Origin of the sequence: Pseudoalteromonas phenolica, from assembly GCF_044788725.1 — a bacterium.
Classification (GTDB): Bacteria; Pseudomonadota; Gammaproteobacteria; order Enterobacterales; family Alteromonadaceae; genus Pseudoalteromonas; species Pseudoalteromonas phenolica_C.
On record NZ_CP173162.1, the window covers coordinates 289,792 to 309,537 of the forward strand.

Genomic DNA, 19,746 nt, shown 5'->3' on the forward strand with positions numbered 1-19,746 from the left:
TTAAAACTATGTAAATAGGCTGTGCATGGAACTGCACTTAGCTGCTCTAACATTGAAATAATGAGCCAAGCTATGAAAATAATAATATCCACCATTTCTTTATTATCTTTCTTGTATTCAGGATATACGTTTTCGAGTACAGAAAATGAAGATCTTTTTGACTTATCATTTGAGCAGTTATTAGACGTTAATATTTCTCTTGCCACTAAAACAGATGAAACCCGTTCGTCTGTCCCATCGAGTATTACCGTATTCAATCAAAAACACATTTCTTTACTTGGCGTTTCAAATGCTTATGAATTAATGAATTTCGTACCTGGTTTTCAATCTACTCGAGGTGACTGGGTTGGTGCGGTGCCAAAAGAACATACTCGAGGTATCTATCTCGACAGTGGTAATGTGTTGGTAATGATCAATGGCCAACGATTAAATGATCCTTCATTTGGTAAAGCTTCAGTCTATATGCCATTTATTCCTGTTGAGATGATAGAGCGAGTTGAGTTTATCCGTGGACCGGGCTCTGCACTCTATGGCAGTAATGCGTTTCTTGGTGTAATGAATGTCGTGACAACAACGAATCGTTCGCAAATTAGTGCGGCGATTGGCGAACATGGTGAAGTACAAGCAGGTTTATCATTCAACAAAAAGATCAGTGATGGATTAAAGTTTTATAGTAACTTTTCTTTTAATAAACGTGATGGTGAGCGATATTCATTTGGCACTAAAGATCCACTTGAAGCATATTTTGCTGAAGTAGGGTTTGAATGGCAAAAACTAAATGTCAATATGAGAAAGAACGTCACAGAGCTGGATGAGTTTATTAATCTAGCCGGGGCTTCAGAAGGTAATCATCACCACAGTGAAAATACAGCTTTGCACACAACCTATGAGTGGCTTAATGACGAGTATTGGCAGCTTACAACTTCGCTAGATTATATTCGCCACGAAATTGAAAGTAAGGGGCTAATTGTTTCTGCTGAAAATTCAGGCTTAGTAGGGGACTTTTTTGTTGGACCAGCTTGGTCAACAAGAGACCTAGCGGTAAAGGTTGATGGAAGTTATATATTTAGTCCGAATTTACAGGTTAATTTTGGCGCTGAGTATTCAGAAGAAGAGCAATTTAAAGCCGGGGTCATCAGTAGCTATTATGATTACAAAAGTGGTAATACGATTGTTCAAAATGAATTCTATTTAGGCGAAACTCGTAAAATTGAATCACACCCACCATTTAGTAATTTATTAGCCTCTTTCGATTCTTATGCTTTATATGCGCAAGCAAAGTACAAAGCAGCAAACAATTTAACGATGTTTGTTGGGGCGCGTTTTGATGAAGTGAAAAGTATTGATAGTAAATTATCTCCTAGATTGGCGCTTATTTATGACCTAAATGAAAAACATACTTTAAAGTTGCAATATGGTGAATCTTTTAGAACACCCGTTAGTAACGAACTTTACTCAAATGACGATGTTACTGTTGGTAACCCAGATCTGAAATCTGAGTATGTTAAAACGACAGAGCTGGTTTGGCATACTGAAAATGAAAATTGGCAAATGGATGTAGTATTTTTCAATAACGAATTGAAAGATTTCATAAATTTAGTGGCAACTGACCAGGCCCAAACCCGCTTTACGTTTGACAATGTATTTGAAGCAAGTATGCAAGGGGTTGAAGTCAATAGTAATTTTAACTTAACAGAAAGTACTTGGTTTGAAGCCGGTTTTACGCAATTATTTGATGAACCAATCAATCCGAGCTTTAAACGATTTGCTGCGGCTGCCATTACTCACCAATTTGATGTAATGCAGTTGAGTGTGAATACAATTTGGCGCGATGAGGTATTTGTTGAATCTGAAGACCAAACAGTTTCAGCAAATTTTAAACAGTCAGATTACTTCTTGCTAGGACTAACCGCCAGCTGGAATATTGATAGTGATAGCTCGATAATTCTCAAGGCTCAAAATTTACTCGATAAGCAATACAAAGTGTTTGATCCAAGAATGACAGACGGCATTGTGCCGACTCAATCAAGAAAGTTATTACTTCAGTATCGTCAAACATTCTAAATAATAAAATTTCAAAAAAAGCGCCGATATATCGGCGCTTTTTTGTTTTTAGCCTAATAATACCAATCCGCAATAACACTTAATCATTTTGAGGGATTAAACCTGATGATAGCTGCGTTAAAAATTTCTCATTTAGAACAACTAAATAATGAAATATTTGCCTAGCTACCAACAAGGTTTTCTTGCCTCAAAATAGACCACTTAGTTAAGCTGATTGGTATAAAAAGCTTTTAAATTCTCTCTAATATCCTTCAGTTGTACTTCTCATTAAATAATCGAATTCAAATAGAGCTGATCATATTTGATCTATATCAAAAATAAACACTACAAATAATGCAAATAAAAATAATTCTTGAATGCATTTGCTTGGTTCGTTAATATTTGCTGAATAATAAACTATAAACTGATAATTAAAGGGATAAGAGTGAAAAACTTTAAGAAATTTGCGCTTACGCTAGTTTGTACAGCAGTATTATCTGCATGTAATGGTGATGATGGTAAAGACGGCGTTGCAGGTGCAGTTGGTCCTCAAGGGGAGCAAGGTGTTGCAGGTCAAAATGGTGTTGCAAATTATGTAACAGCGGAAGATGTTGTTAAAACTAACGCACAGCATGCCTATGCTGTTTTTGCAGACTCTCTGGTTGCAGCAAAAACAATGCAAAAAGCGATTGATGAATTTGTTGCTGATCCGAGCGAAGCAAACTTCACTGCTGCAAAACAAGCTTGGCTTTTTGCACGTGAACCATATGGTCAGACTGAAGTTTATCGTTTCCGTGAAGGCCCAATCGACGCACTTACAGAAGTTGATGGTCAACCTGCATTAGTTGATGGCGAAGGCCCAGAAGGCGCAATTAATGCTTGGCCTTTAGCAGAAGCGTTAATCGACTACACAATTGATATGGACGGTCATCAGTCGCGTGGTACTGCTGCGGTTTATCAAGCCGGTGGTAATATCATTTCAGATCAAGAAAACTTCCCAGAAATTACTAAGCAGTTATTACAAGATAAGTTTGAATTAGATGGTGAAGAAGCCAATGTAACGTCGGGTTATCACGCCATTGAATTCTTATTATGGGGTCAAGATTTAAACCAAGATCTTACCTATACATCAACGCGTGACTACACAGCAGGTCACCGTAAAGCTTCTGATTTTTATACTGTTGACAATATGCCAACAGATTCAAATGGTGCAACTTGTACATCTGGCGAGCAAGGTGCAATTGACGCAATTTGTGCACGTCGTGGTCAATACTTAAAAGTAGCCGCTGAGTTATTAGTTGATGACCTGCAAGCAGTGACTGAAGCGTGGACTCCTGGCACAGGCTTCCATTATTTAGAGTATGTAAAACCTGAAAATGCAAAGAAGAACTTAGGTGCAATGCTTGAGAGTATGGGGCGTTTGAGTTTCGGTGAACTTGCAGGTGAACGTATGAGTATCGCTGTTCGCACCGATAGCCAAGAAGACGAACACTCTTGCTTTTCAGATAACACACACCGTGATATCTACCTAAATGCCAAAGGTGTGCAAAACCACTATTTAGGCAAATATACACGTATTAATGGTGAAGAGTTAGTAGGCGCAAGTATTCATGACCTATTAGTAAAAGAGGGAAAACCTGAGCTTGCTAACGAACTACGCGCTGCCTTTGAAGCGTCAATGGCAAGTGCCTCGGTTATTGATACGAATGCCAAGTTAGGTGTGTCATTTGACGTTCAAATTCAAAATGAAGACCGTAAAAAAGAAGTGTATGCGACTATCTCTGCACTTGCGACACAAACAGATCTGATCCAAAAAGCCATCGATGAGCTTGGCGTTTCAGCTGAAGACTTAAAACAAGATACAGAAGAAGATATCTAACTTAGTATGGCTGGCCTTTGGGTCGGCCTTTTCAGTTTCTGGTTACAGTAGTAAGCAGTTCAGGGGCACTGAATGAATAATAAAAAATCAATGCTAGCTTTAATCATCGCGCTTATTTCTCTGCAAGGCTGTGGTGGTGGAAGTAGCACGCAAGATACAAACTCTCCAACAAATTCAAACAATAGTGGCGACAATAATTCCGAAGGCAATCAAGGCAGTAAAGATAATCTGGCTTTTCCTGATCTCACCTTAAATGATGGCCTACCTGATTTACGCAAAGATACACCTGACGAGTATGAGCATTTAGCAGCAGGGGAAGCGTCGGTTAATACGTTCAATGAAGACGCATTTAGCCAAGCACTGCCTGAAATCGTTGATACGCCTAGACTTGATGCCGTATTCAAAGCGGGCGACCATGTTTTTCGCTCTAATCATGATGGGCAAGGCCCTATTTTTAACAACACAACTTGCCAAGGGTGTCACATCAAAGATGGTAGAGGCCTTGTGCCTAAATCTGCTAATGAGCCGATGATCAGCATGTTTTTGAGAGTAGGCGATAGTAAGGGCAATGTTGACCCGATTTATGGCGATCAAATTCAAGTTTTTGGCACCATAGATAATCAAACGGATGTATTAGCAAAACACAATGGAGCCATAGAAGAAGGGCTTGCTTATGGCGAGGCTTACACTTGGGTCGAATATGAAGAAGTGACCGGACAATTCGCAGATGGTGAAAATTACTCCTTAAGAAAACCCGTTTATAAAGTAAAAGACCTTGCATATGGTGAGTTTAATCAAGATGTACAGTTTTCTGCCCGCGTATCTCCCCATGTTTATGGTTCAGGTTTATTAGAGAGTATTCCAGCACAGAATATTTTAGCTTATGCCGATCCTGATGATACAAATAATGATGGCATATCTGGTAAAGCAGCCTACACAACTCACCCGATCAGTAATGAAAAGATGCTCGCACGTTTCGGTCAAAAAGCGGTAACAGCATCTGTATTACAGCAAATTTCTGGTGCATACCGAGGTGATATGGGGGTGACGAATACGGTTGCAACAGGCGAGCCTTGTACTGAAGCGCAATCTGCGTGCCTTGATCAAGCTGAAAAAGAACAAAACAAGCACCACGATGGCGTTGATTTAAATAACGTCGATTTGGCTCAAGTCGAGTTTTATAACCGTACACTAGCAGTACCAAATCGCCGTGGTTTTGATACTGAGAATAACCTTTGGAATGATGATGTATTAAAAGGTAGAAGCCAGTTTTTTGCTGCAAATTGCCACACTTGCCATGTGCCAAGGCATAAAACGAGTGAGGCGAAAGGGAGCTTGCTTGGTGATGTAGACCTAGTAACGATTACTCCTGAATCAAGAACTAACATTGACTCCTTAGAAGGTTTGGTTATTTATCCTTATACCGATTTACTTCTCCATGACATGGGCGGCAGTTGCAAAGTAACTCGTGAGTTGGCAAGTGGTGAAGCGTGTGAGAGCGGTGAAAGTTGCTATTACGTGCAGCGATGTGAGGGTCTTGCTGATGGCCGCCCTGAAGGTGATGCATCTGGCACTGAATGGAAAACGCCAGCTTTATGGGGGTTAGGTTTAGTGCAAACGGTGACGCCAAAAGCAACATTTTTGCATGATGGCCGTGCACGCACCTTATCTGAAGCGATCCTTTGGCATGGCGGTGAAGCCGAATCAGCAAAGCGAGCTTATTTAAAAATGGATAAACCAGCACGTGATGCGCTATTGGCTTTCTTGAATTCACTATGATGCTAAATCTACAAAAAAGCAGTTTGCTAACTGCCGCTCTTATTAGTTTGTCTATGTCTGTAACTGCATCACAAGCAAACGAGCAAGCGGCTAAGCCTGGCGGAGATGCAACAGGGCGATTGAATTATCGCTCTTTTATTGAACCCGCTAAAAATCTACCTCGCATGGAGCAGTTGGATTTTTGGGATGGCTTTTCTTTTTTTCGAGATCCTTGGGTTGCTTCACCTTCGATTACCAGAGACAGAGATGGGCTCGGGCCGCTGTTTAACGCGCGCTCATGCAAAACTTGCCATGCCGATGGTGGACGAGGCAGACCGTCAAAACATGGAGAGATAGCAGAGCCTGCATTGCTGTTTAGGTTTTTACAGGCAAATGCAAGCAAAGGAGATAGCCGATATGGCGGGCAACTTCAGCCTCTGGCAATTCGTTTATCTCATGAAAAGCTTACTAAGCCAGTTCAAGGTGAGGCACAAGTACGCGTATTTTATGAAGAAATAACAGGTCACTACGATGACGGTGAAACTTACACGCTCAGAAAGGCTCGTTACGAAATTGAAAACCTCGCCTACGGACCACTTTATAAAGGCACTTATCTATCAGCCCGCTATGCACCAGCTGTATATGGTATGGGCTTATTAGATGCAATTCAGGATGAAGACTTGCTTAACCTTGAAGATATTAACGACGCTAACAATGATGGTATTAGCGGTAAATATAATCAGGTCATAGATGCGGTAAGTGGTGAAAAGCGCATAGGTCGGTTTGGCTTTAAAGGATTACATAGCACACTGGAACAACAAGTGGCAGGCGCGTTTATTAATGATATTGGTATTACAAACCCTATCTTCAGCGATGAAACCTGTTTAGTTCACCAAGTCGCTTGTAAACAAGCGGCAAGTGTCGACCCTGAACATGTGCTGGACATTCCAAAAAAGCTGCATGATTTAACCGTGTATATGAGTCAACTAATTGCTCCCCCACCTGCTAGAGATTTACAAAGTAGTAAGTCAAAGCAAGGACAAACTCTATTTTACAAATTACGGTGCCAGCAATGTCATACCCCCAGTTTTATTACAGATACCTCTTACGAGGTAAAAGCGTTGGCAGGGCAAACTATTTGGCCTTATACCGATTTAGCCTTACACGATATGGGCGAGGGTTTGGCAGATAAAGGAGTTGAAAACCTTGCATCAGGGAGTGAATGGCGAACCCCGCCTCTTTGGGGGATAGGTTTACAGCATAGAGTTCAGGGCTTTTCTGCATTTTTACACGATGGTCGTGCACGCACTATAGAGGAAGCGGTGCTTTGGCATGGCGGTGAAGCTCAACCGCATCAACGAAAATTCAAATCCTTAACGAAGCAGCAACGAGCAGCGTTGTTGTACTTCTTAAAACAAATTTAATTCGGATAAACAATGAAAACAATCAACACTTTAATGCCTACAACAATTGCAGTCGTGCTAAGCCTTTTATTATCAGGTTGTGGTGGTGGCGGCTCTAACGAGCAAACACCTACGACGTCGCCAACAACAGATCAAGGAAGTGGGTCAACAGATAACTCGAATACTTTGACCGAAGCACAAGCGCTTGAAAAAATTACAACAGTGTTAGTTGATGATGTGATCTTACCGAGTTATCAACTCATGTTGACTGAAAGCGAAGCCCTGCAAAATACAACCAGTGAAGTGTGTGAGAAATCAGAATTTACAGAAGCAGACTTAACTCGTTTGCAAAACGCTTGGAACAAAGCCAATAGTGCTTGGCAGGTAGCACGTACCATTAAGTTTGGGCCTATATCTGACACCTATATTTACTCACAAATCCAATATATGCCAATCGAAGCAACTAAATTAGCCAATGATGTTGAGTCGATTTTGATTGAGGGAGAAACATTTACAGATGGCTTTCCAAGTTCAAAGCACCAACTCCAAGGTTTGCCTGCATTTGAATATGTTGTCTTTAATCAAGATGAAGCTAACGCATTTCTTTCATCTCAAAACCAAGGGCAACGCTGTGCATATTTAAATGTGATAGCAAGTAACACTGTCACACTGATGGATGAAGTAGTTACACAGTGGCAAGGTAAGTATGGCGAACAATTCAAAGCTGGAACAGGGAGTTTTAGCGGACATAAAGGCGCTATCGAAAAGTATTTAACATTTTGGTTTGAATACCTTGAGATTATCAATGATGAAAAACTAAAAGCGACACTAGATACATCATCACCTGGTAACCCAGAATTATTAGAAAGTCCGTTTGCCCATGTGTCTGTGAATAACATTAAAACTAACATCACCGCTTTAGAGCAGCAGTTTAATGGTGCAACTGAGTTTGGTTTTGATGACTTATTGGTTGAGTTATATGACCGAGAAGACGTCAAAAATGAAATTACTTTACACTTCAAAGCGGTTCATTCGGCCCTTGATGCACTCGAAAACGCAACTCTGGCTGATTTAATCGCAACTGAGGCTGGCAGAGCAAAACTGACTGCTGTTCGTACTTCGATCACAGAGCTGCGTGCGTTAATGGCATCTGATTTTGTACAAGTAACCGACTTAGCGCCTGGTTTTAATACCAACGATGGTGACTAATAGGGTGGCGTTATGAATCGACGTAGTTTTATAAAGGGCGCAATAGCATTAAGTGCATGTTCGACACTAATGCCATGGTTGTCGGCGTGTTCTGTATCGCCGAAAACCCTGTTTGCGAGTGCGTTCACAGATAAAGCAAACCGACATTACGTTGGTTGGTTTGACGAGCAGGGTCATTTACATGGACGAGTTGAAATTGCTGAGCGCGCACATGATTTAGCCTATATCAAATCGCAAAATAGAATAATCGCCTTTGCTCGAAGACCCGGCGTTAAGTTGCACGTTATTGATGTCGCATCGAAGCTGGTAGTTAAAGAAATTGACGCTCAGCCTAAGCATCACTTTTTTGGTCATGGTGTATTAAATGCTGATGAAAGCTTACTGTTCACCACTGAAAACTACTTTGATGAACATATGACAGAACGAGATGGTTTAATCACCGTTCGAGATACCAAAGACTTTTCTATTGTTAGGCAGTTTTCAAGTCATGGCGTAGGACCACATCAACTTGCGATGTTAAGTGACAATCAAACTTTGGTGATTGCTAATGGCGGCATTCATACTCATCCTGCTAAATCGAGAGCAAAGCTAAACCTAGATACCATGCAGCCGAACTTAAGTTATATAAGTACGCTAAATGGTGAACTTGTTGAAAAACATCAGTTACGCGACAAGCATTTAAGTATTAGACATTTGTGCGTGGCTAATGATGATACAGTTTACTTTGGTTGTCAGTATCAAGGTGCTGTATATCAGGTGAATCCGCTTATTTATGGTCATAGGATCGGTGAACAGATCCAGCCGATGCAAGCAAACGATAGTGAATGGATGCGTTTTAAACAGTACATTGCGAGTCTTTCAGTTAATGACCAAAATGAGCTGGCTGTTACATCTCCTCGCGGGGGCGTGGTGAGTATTTGGGATAGAAGTACGCGAGAATTAAAGTCTTTATTAACGCTGGATGATACTGCTGGCGTTGCGAGTAGCAAAAATACTTTTATAGCAACAACAGGGCGGGGTAATTTAGTTGGTGTGGACAAAGGGTTAAGTGCGATTAATCAACATGAGATCCGGTGGGATAATCACTTGATCAGTTTTATGGCTTAAAATTTTAAACCACTGAAAATTTAATTTTAAGCACAGGTAAAATTTGCTGCGTTTTCAGTTATTAACGACTGAAAGCGCATTTTCTCTTTTAGATCCCTCTTTTTTAGAGTTGTATCTTGTCGTTCCAAACCCTCTCATTCATACTCACTCCTTAATTTCGAAGTAATCTGCGCTCTGAATAGTAAATTTATCTCTAGCGGTTACTTTCAATACAAACGGCATTGAATGTATTTACAAACAAAATAACGAAAATAATAAAGTAATGTACGAATATGATTTCAGATAACAATAAAACACTTTTCCACTATATTTATTTATTACTCGGACCAGCCATTTTCTTATCAACCATTTTAATTGATACGCCATCCGGTATGCCTGACGTAGCTTGGAAAACAGCAGGTTTAGCCCTGTGGTTGGGTGTGTGGTGGGTGAGTGAGGTTGTGCCTATTCCTGTAACCTCATTAGTGCCCATTATTGCTGTGCCATTGGCGGGTATTAACGATATAAAATCAGTGACGAGTGTGTACTCTCATCCGCTTATTTTTCTATTTTTAGGTGGCTTTTTAATTTCTATTGCGATGGAAAAGTGGCATTTACACAAACGAATTGCCCTGATCACCATGCTGAAAAGTGGTAATAATCCAAAATTCCAGATTTTAGCCATGATGATGGTCAGTGGCTTTTTATCAATGTGGATCAATAACACAGCAACAACCTTAATGATGTTGCCGATTGCCTTGTCAGTTATCTATGTTTTACGAGAAAACAATAGTAGTTGTGACAATTACGGTAAGGCGCTGCTATTGGCAATTGCTTACAGTGCGAGTATAGGTGGTGTAGGAACCATTATTGGGACTGCGCCAAATGCACTGATGGCCGCTTATCTGTGGGAAAATCATCAAATCAAAATCGGCTTTGCTCAGTGGATGATGTTTGCTGTGCCATTCGTATTTACTATGATTGTCATTTGTTGGTATTGGCTGACTCGATTTGCTTTTAACGTGAAGCAAGTCGGCAATAATGCTCAGCTAAACACACTGTTTCAAAAACAAGTAGATGATCTGGGTAGCATGACACTCGCCGAGAAGAACGTTCTGTTTGTGTTTGTTTTTGCTGCGGTGAGCTGGGTGTTAAGACCTTATTTAGCAACTTGGACAGGGTTAAATATCACAGATACAGGTATTGCCATTATTGCGGCGTTACTGCTTTTTGTTTTACCAGCCAAGAAAGACAATAAAACCAAGGTGATGGACTGGGACGCAGCGCAAGCTGTACCTTGGGGTATTTTACTGTTATTCGGTGGGGGTCTTGCCCTTGCCGCTCAAATTAAAAGCTCTGGCCTAGCGCAATATATTGCGGATATGTTGGCTGGCGCATCTGCAATCCCGCTTATTTTAGGTGTGTTAGTGGTCGCGACATTAATTTGTTTTTTAACTGAGATCACATCTAATACCGCCACAGCCGCAGGCTTCTTGCCTTTACTTGGCCCTGTTGCAGAGCAAATTGCAGGCACACCACTGATTTGGGTGATACCAGCAGCAATTGCTGCAAGTTGCGCATTTATGATGCCAGTAGCAACACCGCCAAATGCCATTGTGTTTGGTTCTGGGGAGATAAAGATAAAAGACATGGTTAAAGCTGGCTTTATGATGAATATCATTGCAGTCTTGCTCATAACCTTGTTAACTATGACCCTCGGCTCTTGGGTATTTGGTTACTAAAACAGGCAGACTTTTGCAGCAAAAACTATCGACCAAACTATTTGTTTATTTTTTAGGTTTAATTATCGGGTTGTGCGCCATCTATCATGTTGGCGTGCAATACGATCTTAAACAGACTCGTCAAAACAGCACTGAAAACCTAGAAAAGCTTCATCAATATTTCACCTCAGAACTTGCACGTTTTACTTCAATTCCAAATTTAGTGCGACAAAACACGCATATGTTAAATTTGCTTGATGAAAAAACGACACATGATTTAAAGCCACTAAATGAATACCTTGCAGACATTCAGATTGCCAGTGGCGCATCTGATGTGTATGTCTTGAATGAGCAAGGGTGGGTGACTGCCAGTAGTAACTGGCAAACATCGCATAGTTACATAGGGAGTAACTTTGCTTTTCGAAAATACTTTTATGAGGCAGTTGAAAGCGGCAATGCGATAGATTTTGCTGTAGGGCTTCGCTCAGGTGCTCGAGGCATTTATATTTCTCAAGTAATAGAGCAAAAAGGTGAGGTCAAAGGCGTTATTGTCGTTAAGGTTAACGCCAGTCATTTTGAAGAGGTTCGTGACAGCCTAGATACGGGACATCAGCATAGTTTTATCTTGATGGATAAATCAGGCATTGTATTGATGTCCGATCAAGAAAAATGGCGATTAATCTCAACGCAACCTTTAAGCCAAACTGACATTGCTGAATTTGATGCTTCACGTCAGTTCTCAGGGCGTGAGATCAACGCGCAGCCTTGGCGCTTTGACGAGCAAGCAGAGCAGTTACAAATTTCGACAGAGGGGCGTTTAGCAAAACACTTTGTGTATGCCAAAAAGTCACTTGATCCACTTAATGCGTCATTGTATTTACTGTCAGCCATTGATGATGTGACAGCCAATCAATGGAGCCGCTTGGCACTGAGTTCAGTGTTATTGCTGGCATTGTTTATAATTTTTGAAGTCATTTTAGTTAAGCTGGCAGGCTACAAGCAGTTACTCTTTACTCAAAGAAGTTTAGAGGCGCAAATTAATGCCCGCTCTGAGCAGTTACTTGAAACACAGCAAGCCTTGCTGCGCGCCGCGAAACTGGCAACCATAGGTCAACTCAGTGCCGGAATTAACCATGAGATCAGTCAGCCACTTACGGCTATGAGTGCCTATTTGGCCAGTAGCAAGCGATTATTGCTCAAAGGTCAGTTTGAAAAAGTCCAAGAAAACTTAGTGTTGATTGAAGCCCTAATAAAGCGCACCCATACAATCGTTGCGCAACTGAAGCATTTTAGTAAATCTCAAAAGCCCAAATTGGCACTGCATAAACTTAAAGATTTGTTTGCTAATGCGTTAATTATCATAGGTCCTGAGCTTAATAAACATGATATAAAGTTGAGCCTTGAATTAGACGACATATCAGTGTGGGTTGACCCAATTTTATGCGAGCAAGTGATTGTGAACCTGCTTTCAAATGCGTGTCATGCGATGCAAGACGTTGAAGTAAAACAACTAACAATCTCTAACTACACCGAAGCAGGTAAATCATCAATTAAGATTTCTGATACCGGGACAGGTATTGAGTCACATACTCTTGAAAGTATTTTTGAGCCTTTCTTTACCACTAAGTCGGGGAATGGGTTGGGCTTAGGTTTATCTATTTCTAAACAAATTATACACTCCTTCAAAGGTGAACTGAGCGCAGAAAATAATTCTGATATCGGCGCGAGTTTTATTCTTACACTGCAAACATCAATCGGTTCAGAGCCACTTTCTAATAAGAAGAGAATTTAAATGAGTCATTCCAGCGTCATTGTTATTGATGATGAAAAGAGCATTCGTGATGCCCTAAAACAGCTATTAGAATTAGAAGGCTATGAGGTGTTTTGCTATGGCGATGCCAATGCCGCGTTGAGCAAATTAAGCCGTCGTTTTAATGGTGTGGTGTTAAGTGACATTAATATGCCTAAACTCAATGGCCTCGAATTTATTGAACAAGTTAAGCAATTCGACAGCGAGCTACCGGTTATTTTTCTAACGGGGTTTGCTGATGTAAACATTGCGGTTAAGGCCATGCACCTTGGTGCCTATGACTTATTTGAAAAACCAATTACCGACAAGTTGTTAGATTGCATAGCCAGAGCTTGTGAAAAGCGCGCTTTGGTGCTTGAAAACCGCGATCTTAAGCAAAGTGTGAAACAACATTCGGGACCTGGAGTGAGAATTTTAGGTCAAACACAAGTCATGCAAGACATGCTGCAACTTCTCGACGCTGTGTTAGATACCCCAGCTGATGTATTAATTGAGGGAGAAACTGGCACAGGTAAAGAGCTGGTGGCACGTTACCTTCATGAGCACAGTATTAGGAGTAAGCATAACTTTGTTGCCATTAACTGTGGTGCCATTCCTGAAGAGCTGATTGAAAGTGAATTGTTTGGTGCAAAAAGTGGTGCCTATACAGGGGCACGTAGCTCTCGTATTGGTAAGTTTGAATATGCGCAGGGGGGCACTGTATTTTTAGATGAAATTGAAGCTATGTCACCTAGCTTACAAGTTAAGTTATTACGGGTGTTAGAAGAGCGTAAAGTCACACCTGTTGGTGAAAACACGCCGATTGATTTAGATGTCAGAGTCATTGCTGCAACAAAAGTAGACCTACAAACTTTGGTTGATACGCAGCAATTCAGGGCCGACCTCTATTACCGTTTGAATTTACTTAAAGTGCCCATTCCTGCACTGCGTGAAAGAAAAGCAGATATCCCGTTATTGTATAAGCATTTTTGCTCTATTGCGGCGACCCGTTTTCATAAGACATTTGAGCCTATTACACCCGAGCAAGCCTTGCTCCTTAGAGAAAAGCCTTGGCCGGGTAATGTACGAGAGCTTAGAAACCACGCTGAAAGAACGGTTTTATTGGGTAAAGCATTGGCCCTTAAAGATTTAGAGCAAGCCTCTCAAACTGATGAGTCACTGAGCTTACAAGAAAAGGTCAGTTACTTTGAGCAATCATTAATTGAAGAAGCCCTCTCCCAATCACAAGGCAGTATCAAAGAAGCTATGGCGTTATTGCAATTACCACGTAAAACCTTATACGACAAAATGGCAAAGTATGGTCTAACCCGTACTATGTTTACCGAATCAGAATGAGTGTGTGGCTTTGGTGACAACTGTCGTAAAAGCGTGTGTGAAAATCCGCATATTATTTACGGCGTTGTTGTTAAGCAATTTCTTAACCTAATGAAATTAATGGCTTTTATCTTTTTGGCAACCATCTTGTAACAATAGGTCAGAATATAAAAAAGGTAAAACAAGATGACAGCAAGTAAAACTCTAATCGCACTCGGTTTGATGGCCACATTTTCCAGCACCGCTTTTGCAGCAGATTACAATGTGTATGGCAAAGCTGAAGTTCAAATTGCAGACACTGATAAAGGGCTAATGCGTTACACCAAAGCGGGCACGCAAATTGACGCGCCATTTTCACGTATTGGCATTAAAGGTGATCACAAACTGAGTGATTCTCTTAAAGTGGTGTTTAAATATGAAGTACAAGTAAAGGGCTTTGAAAACGACGACACTAAATCACCATTTTCTTCGCGTAACACCTATGTAGGTTTGGCTGGCAACTGGGGAACCTTGGTTGTCGGCCGTAACGATACGCGCTTTAAATACAGCGAAGGTAAAGTTGATCAATTCAACGAAACCCAAAGTGATATTGCGCAAATCTTACCGGGTCAAGACCGACTAGGCGATACCCTAACTTATAGCACTAAAACCTATAATGACCTGTCATTTTCTTTCACCTATGCACCGAAAGATGATGCCTCAAATGAAGAGACAGGGTTTGCTGCGACCGCAATTTATGGCGACCGTTCTTTAAAAGCTAAACCTTTTTATATCTCATTAAGCCACACTGATAGCTTGAATAATTTGGTTGCGACACGTGTAGTTGCGGCGTATAAGTTTGATGCATTCCAACTGGGTGCTATCGTTCAAGACAGTGAAAATCTAGATGGTAGCAAATCTGGCACAGGCTATTTGGTCAGTGCAAGTTATAAAACTGGGAATTGGGTGCCTAAAATTCAATTAGGTAAAGATACCAGTAAATTACGTCATGCCGAAGAAGCCACACAATGGACACTTGGTACAGAGTATATTCTCGATAAGCAAACAAATCTATACGCACTAGTGACACAACTGGACCTTGAGTCAGACGATGACACGTCAATCGCTGTTGGCATGAAGTATAAGTTTTAAGGGTTAAAGAATGTCTGATTATTCATCTGCACATCCAATCAAATATGCCATGTTGTTTTTAGGACCACTGGCAATGTTACTTACTTGCCTTGTGTCTCCACCCGAGGGCATGAGTGTCGAAGCTTGGCGAACAGCAGGTTTGGCCTTTTGGCTAGCCTCTTGGTGGGTAAGCGAAGTCGTGCCTATTCCTGCGGCATCTTTGTTACCTTTGGTGGTATCGCCACTTGCTGGCATCGCGCCAATTAAATCGGTTGCAGCACCTTATGCGCATCCACTTATTTTCTTATTTTTAGGTGGCTTTTTAATTTCAATTGCTATGGAAAGGTGGGGCCTACACAAACGTATTGCATTAAAAACCATGCTTTATGCGGGCTCGAAGCCAAGCGTACAAATTCTAGCTATGATGTTAGTGACGGCATTCTTATCTATGTGGATGTCGAATACAGCCACTGCGGTGATGATGTTGCCGATTGCATTATCGGTTATTCATCTTGTTAAGGAGCGTGACAGCAGCAACGAAGCGTTTGGAAAAGCGCTGCTGCTTTCGATTGCCTATGGTGCCAGTATTGGTGGTATTGCAACCTTGATTGGCACGCCACCAAACGCATTAATGGCAGCTTACTTAGCTGACAGTTATCAAATAGAAATTGGTTTTGCGACTTGGATGGCGGTAGGCTTACCTTTATCTGTCACCATGTTATTCATTACTTGGTTTTGGTTAACCAAAGTGAGTTATAAAGTTGATAACTCGGACGCAGAAGTCGATACCAAATCGCTGTTTAAAAAACAGCTAGATAAATTAGGTGACATGTCACGCGCGGAAAAAGGCGTTTTAGCAGTATTTATTTTCGCAGCCTTAAGTTGGATCTTCCGACCGCTATTGGGTGATTGGACAGGCCTTAAAATTTCAGATACGTCAATTGCAATTGCAGCAGCGCTATTATTGTTTGTGATCACCGCTGATAAGAAAACCGGTGAGCGTATCTTGGATTGGGATAGTGCGGCAAAAGTACCTTGGGGCATTTTATTGCTGTTTGGTGGCGGTTTGACGTTGGCTTCACAAATTAAGTCGTCAGGTTTGGCAACTTACATTGCTAACCTATTGGTTTCGGCTGACACCATTCCATTGGTAGTCAGTGTATTGCTAGTGGCTGGTTTGATTACTTTCTTAACCGAGATCACATCAAACACAGCAACGGCTGCAGGCTTTTTACCATTACTGGGTCCTGTCGCAGAGTCTATTACGGGCACGCCATTAGTATGGGTAATTCCAGCTGCCATTGCAGCGAGTTGTGCCTTTATGATGCCAGTTGCCACGCCACCGAATGCCATTGTGTTTGGCTCTGGCGAGATAAAAATGCATGATATGATCCGCGCAGGCTTTGTGTTGAATATTGTGGCGATTGTACTCATTACTGTACTAACTCTGACCGTCGCAAGAAGCGTTCTTTCTTTCTAATTTGAAACAACTAACAGGCTCATTTATAGTGTATTTATTCAAATACCGATAAATGAGCCATGTTGTGCAATACGAGATAGATCCCCAACTGACAAAGCAACTTGAATCTCTCAAAGTTGCTTTTATGCATCATCCTAATTCATCCGTAGAAACACGCATTTCTTTATTAAAGAAAATAAGAACACAGCTTGTTGCAGCCGAGCATGACTTTATTTCAGCCTCTAACAAAGACTTTGGAAATCGCTGTACGTTTGATACGCAAATGGCGGATTTTATGCCAGTGATTGGCGGGCTCGATCATATCATTAAGCATCTAAAATCTTGGCTTAAGCCCAGTAAACGCAAAGTCGGTATTCAGTTTGCCCCCTCAAAAGCCCATGTTGAATATGTGCCAAAAGGTGTCGTGGGTGTTATCTCTCCTTGGAATTACCCAATACAACTTGCCTTAATGCCGGTATTAACGGCCTTGGCGGCGGGTAATCGAGTCATGTTAAAGCTCAGTGAATATACGCCGGCAACAAATCAAGTTATCAAATCTGTTCTAGAGCCTTTTTCAGATCATTGCTGCGTTGTAGAAGGGGGCCCAGCTGTTGCGAAAAGTTTCAGTGCAATCCCATTTGATCATTTGTTTTTTACAGGAAGTACCGAAATCGGCAAGCACGTGATGCGTGCGGCGTCAAATAATCTAGTGCCTGTCACTTTAGAGCTAGGTGGTAAATCTCCCATTATCGTGATGGACGATGTAGACATAAAACACGCCGCAAGAAGTATTGTATTTGGCAAAACCGCCAATGCAGGGCAGATCTGCGTTGCACCTGATTATTTGATTGTTCACGAAAAATGTAAGAGTGACTTAATAGCAGAGATTAAAAAAAATTACAAAAAGCAATTTAAATTAGGTGCAAATTCAGACAACTTAACTTCAATTATCAATCAGCAACAGTATGAGCGACTTATTGAATTAATTGGTGATGCACTGCATAACGGCGCTGAATTATGGAGCGAACCACACAGCGAAAATAGTGAAACTCGAAAACTAGGCTTACATCTTATCGATAATGCCTCGGATCAAGCACGAGTTCATGGTGAAGAAATTTTTGGCCCACTATTGCCAATAAAAACCGTGTCTAGTTTTGATGAGGCCTTAAAAGTTATTAAAGAAAACCCAAATCCACTCGCGTCGTATTTATTTACGGAAGATAAGTCACTCATTAAACGGGCTGAGCGAGAGCTACAGTGTGGCGGTTTAGTGATTAATGATGTGCTTTTGCATGTTGCGGTTGAAGATTTACCTTTTGGTGGTGTAGGCGCTTCAGGTATGGGGCAATACCATGGCAAAGAGGGCGTATTAACTTTCAGCCACGCCAAAAGTGTTTTTAAAAGTGGCAGTTTAGGTAAGCCTAGAATGCAGCTATTGCTATCACGGTCGAAACTACTTACCTGGTTTGTGAAAACCTTGCAGAAATAATGTTGATATAAAAAAAGCGCCTTAGCGCTTTTTTTATTAGTCGATTTTAGAACCTGGGAAATAGGTTTTTTCTTGAATACGCCAATACAGTTTGTTGGCTTTTTCAATCGCTTTTTCTACTTGTGAAGGAGAAAGCTGTTGCTCGTCTAACTTTCGACTTTTTGCAGCTTGGCGGTTACCGTTGTATTCAGCCAAGGTGTTCCAAATGAATGATTTTTCGATGTTTTTCTCAACACCTAAGCCTTCATAGTACATCAAGGCGAGGTTAAACATTGCCAACGTGTAGTTGCTCGCTGCGGCCTTTTCATACCAGTCCATAGCAACAGCGTAATCTTTTAACACGCCGTCACCATTGGTATACATAACGCCAAGGTTGAATTGTGCAGCAGCTAGGTTTTTGTTTGCAGCCTGAGTGAATAATTCAATAGCGCGTTGTTTATCTTGCTTCACACCACGGCCTTCTTCATGCATAACCGCCAAGGAAAACATGGCATCAGCACTACCCAGCTTTACCGCTTTTTGAAAAAGTTCAGCGGCTTTACGGTGATTTTTAATAACCCCAAACCCACCTTCATAAAGCTTAGCTAGCTCATACACTCCTGGTGCATAGTTCATTTCAGCAAGATATTCGAACTCTTTCAAAGCAGTTTCAAAGTCACCTGCATTAGCTGCTTCTATTCCTTCTTCAAGACCTGCAGTCGCAGTGAAGCAAACACTCATTAAACCTATTAATGCAAATTTCTTTAAGTTATTACGCCACATGGGGATTCTCTCTTATGGTCGGTATTTTGAGTTTAAAAGCAACCTAAGGAAAATACAAACATTAAAGTGTAACTAAAGGCTTGGGTTTTGAGTCAGGCTTGGCGTAACTTAAACGATTGATTTTGCTTGTAGTATGATAACTGTCCAATCCAGTTATTGCGACGGTGTTTGCCGCTTCAATATCAATGAAACCATCAGGCTGTAAGATTGAGTCAGGACAGTGAAGCGCAACCAATTCACCAATCACTAAATGAGTTTGGTTTAGTTCAATAACTTGCTCGCTAACTAGTTTTAGACCCATTTTAATTTTAGACTCTTTGACGAACGGCGCTTTAAAGTCATTTAAATATTCTGCGGTTAAGCCTGTTTCAGTAAATTCTGATTGTTCTTTTTCGTAACGAGCTGATGTTTGGTGTGCTTGTGTGACTATATCTTCGCTCACATGATTTAGTGTATAAAAACCCGTTTCTAAGAGGTTTTCAAAAGAATGTCTTGGTACTGAATTAGGGCGAATGATCATACCTAGTAGCGCAGGATTTGCGCCTAAATGAAAAACAGAGCTCACAATAGATAGGTTTTCCTGACCATTTTTATCAACGGTGCCTAACAGGTTTGCACTCTTGAAACCTGACAAACTGTTTATCAAATGAGCACGATATCTTTGTTCTAATTCATTGAGAGATTGGGTATTAAAAAACATGAT

14 protein-coding genes are annotated in these 19,746 nt (G+C 41.1%); 12 read left to right on the forward strand and 2 right to left on the reverse strand.

Annotated features, from left to right (window positions below):
- The first annotated feature begins 72 nt into the window (after positions 1-72).
- From ACH784_RS18925 to ACH784_RS18980, 12 genes are all read left to right on the forward strand, one after another.
- On the forward strand, positions 73-2,064 hold the full coding sequence (locus tag ACH784_RS18925; RefSeq protein ID WP_404396593.1) for a TonB-dependent receptor plug domain-containing protein: 1,992 nt from the start codon (positions 73-75) through the stop codon (positions 2,062-2,064).
- A gap of 424 nt (positions 2,065-2,488) precedes the next feature.
- Positions 2,489-3,922 (forward strand): imelysin family protein, encoded by a 1,434-nt coding sequence (locus ACH784_RS18930; protein WP_404396596.1) that lies wholly within the window; start codon positions 2,489-2,491, stop codon positions 3,920-3,922.
- Between the two features lie 72 nt (positions 3,923-3,994).
- Positions 3,995-5,701, forward strand: a complete 1,707-nt coding sequence (locus ACH784_RS18935; RefSeq protein WP_404396599.1) for a di-heme oxidoredictase family protein — start codon at positions 3,995-3,997, stop codon at positions 5,699-5,701.
- Positions 5,698-7,104, forward strand: coding sequence for a di-heme oxidoredictase family protein (locus ACH784_RS18940; RefSeq protein ID WP_404396602.1), 1,407 nt, complete (start codon positions 5,698-5,700; stop codon positions 7,102-7,104). The genes ACH784_RS18935 and ACH784_RS18940 overlap by 4 nt, the downstream gene beginning before the upstream one ends.
- A 12-nt stretch (positions 7,105-7,116) precedes the next feature.
- Positions 7,117-8,292: an imelysin family protein gene (locus ACH784_RS18945; protein WP_404396605.1), complete on the forward strand. Its 1,176-nt coding sequence runs from the start codon at positions 7,117-7,119 to the stop codon at positions 8,290-8,292.
- A gap of 12 nt (positions 8,293-8,304) precedes the next feature.
- Complete coding sequence (locus ACH784_RS18950) at positions 8,305-9,399, forward strand: DUF1513 domain-containing protein (RefSeq protein ID WP_404396608.1); 1,095 nt, start codon at positions 8,305-8,307, stop codon at positions 9,397-9,399.
- A 272-nt stretch (positions 9,400-9,671) separates the two neighbouring features.
- Positions 9,672-11,120, forward strand: a complete 1,449-nt coding sequence (locus ACH784_RS18955; protein WP_404396610.1) for an SLC13 family permease — start codon at positions 9,672-9,674, stop codon at positions 11,118-11,120.
- A gap of 13 nt (positions 11,121-11,133) precedes the next feature.
- Positions 11,134-12,891 carry an ATP-binding protein gene (locus ACH784_RS18960; protein ID WP_404396613.1) on the forward strand — a complete coding sequence of 586 codons (1,758 nt, stop codon included), beginning with the start codon at positions 11,134-11,136 and terminating at the stop codon, positions 12,889-12,891.
- On the forward strand, positions 12,892-14,244 hold the full coding sequence (locus tag ACH784_RS18965) for a sigma-54-dependent transcriptional regulator (RefSeq protein WP_404396615.1): 1,353 nt from the start codon (positions 12,892-12,894) through the stop codon (positions 14,242-14,244).
- Positions 14,245-14,409: 165 nt separating this feature from the next.
- Complete coding sequence (locus ACH784_RS18970) at positions 14,410-15,354, forward strand: porin (RefSeq protein WP_404396618.1); 945 nt, start codon at positions 14,410-14,412, stop codon at positions 15,352-15,354.
- Between the two features lie 10 nt (positions 15,355-15,364).
- Positions 15,365-16,813 carry an SLC13 family permease gene (locus ACH784_RS18975; RefSeq protein WP_404396621.1) on the forward strand — a complete coding sequence of 483 codons (1,449 nt, stop codon included), beginning with the start codon at positions 15,365-15,367 and terminating at the stop codon, positions 16,811-16,813.
- A 64-nt stretch (positions 16,814-16,877) separates the two neighbouring features.
- Positions 16,878-18,281 carry a coniferyl aldehyde dehydrogenase gene (locus ACH784_RS18980; protein WP_404396624.1) on the forward strand — a complete coding sequence of 468 codons (1,404 nt, stop codon included), beginning with the start codon at positions 16,878-16,880 and terminating at the stop codon, positions 18,279-18,281.
- A 36-nt stretch (positions 18,282-18,317) separates the two neighbouring features.
- Here ACH784_RS18980 and ACH784_RS18985 read toward each other — a convergent pair whose 3' ends face one another.
- Both ACH784_RS18985 and ACH784_RS18990 read right to left on the reverse strand, forming a co-directional pair.
- Positions 18,318-19,043, reverse strand: a complete 726-nt coding sequence (locus tag ACH784_RS18985) for a tetratricopeptide repeat protein (protein ID WP_404396626.1) — start codon at positions 19,041-19,043, stop codon at positions 18,318-18,320.
- Between the two features lie 61 nt (positions 19,044-19,104).
- Positions 19,105-19,743, reverse strand: coding sequence for a flavin reductase family protein (locus ACH784_RS18990; protein WP_404396628.1), 639 nt, complete (start codon positions 19,741-19,743; stop codon positions 19,105-19,107).
- Between the last annotated feature and the right edge of the window lie 3 nt (positions 19,744-19,746).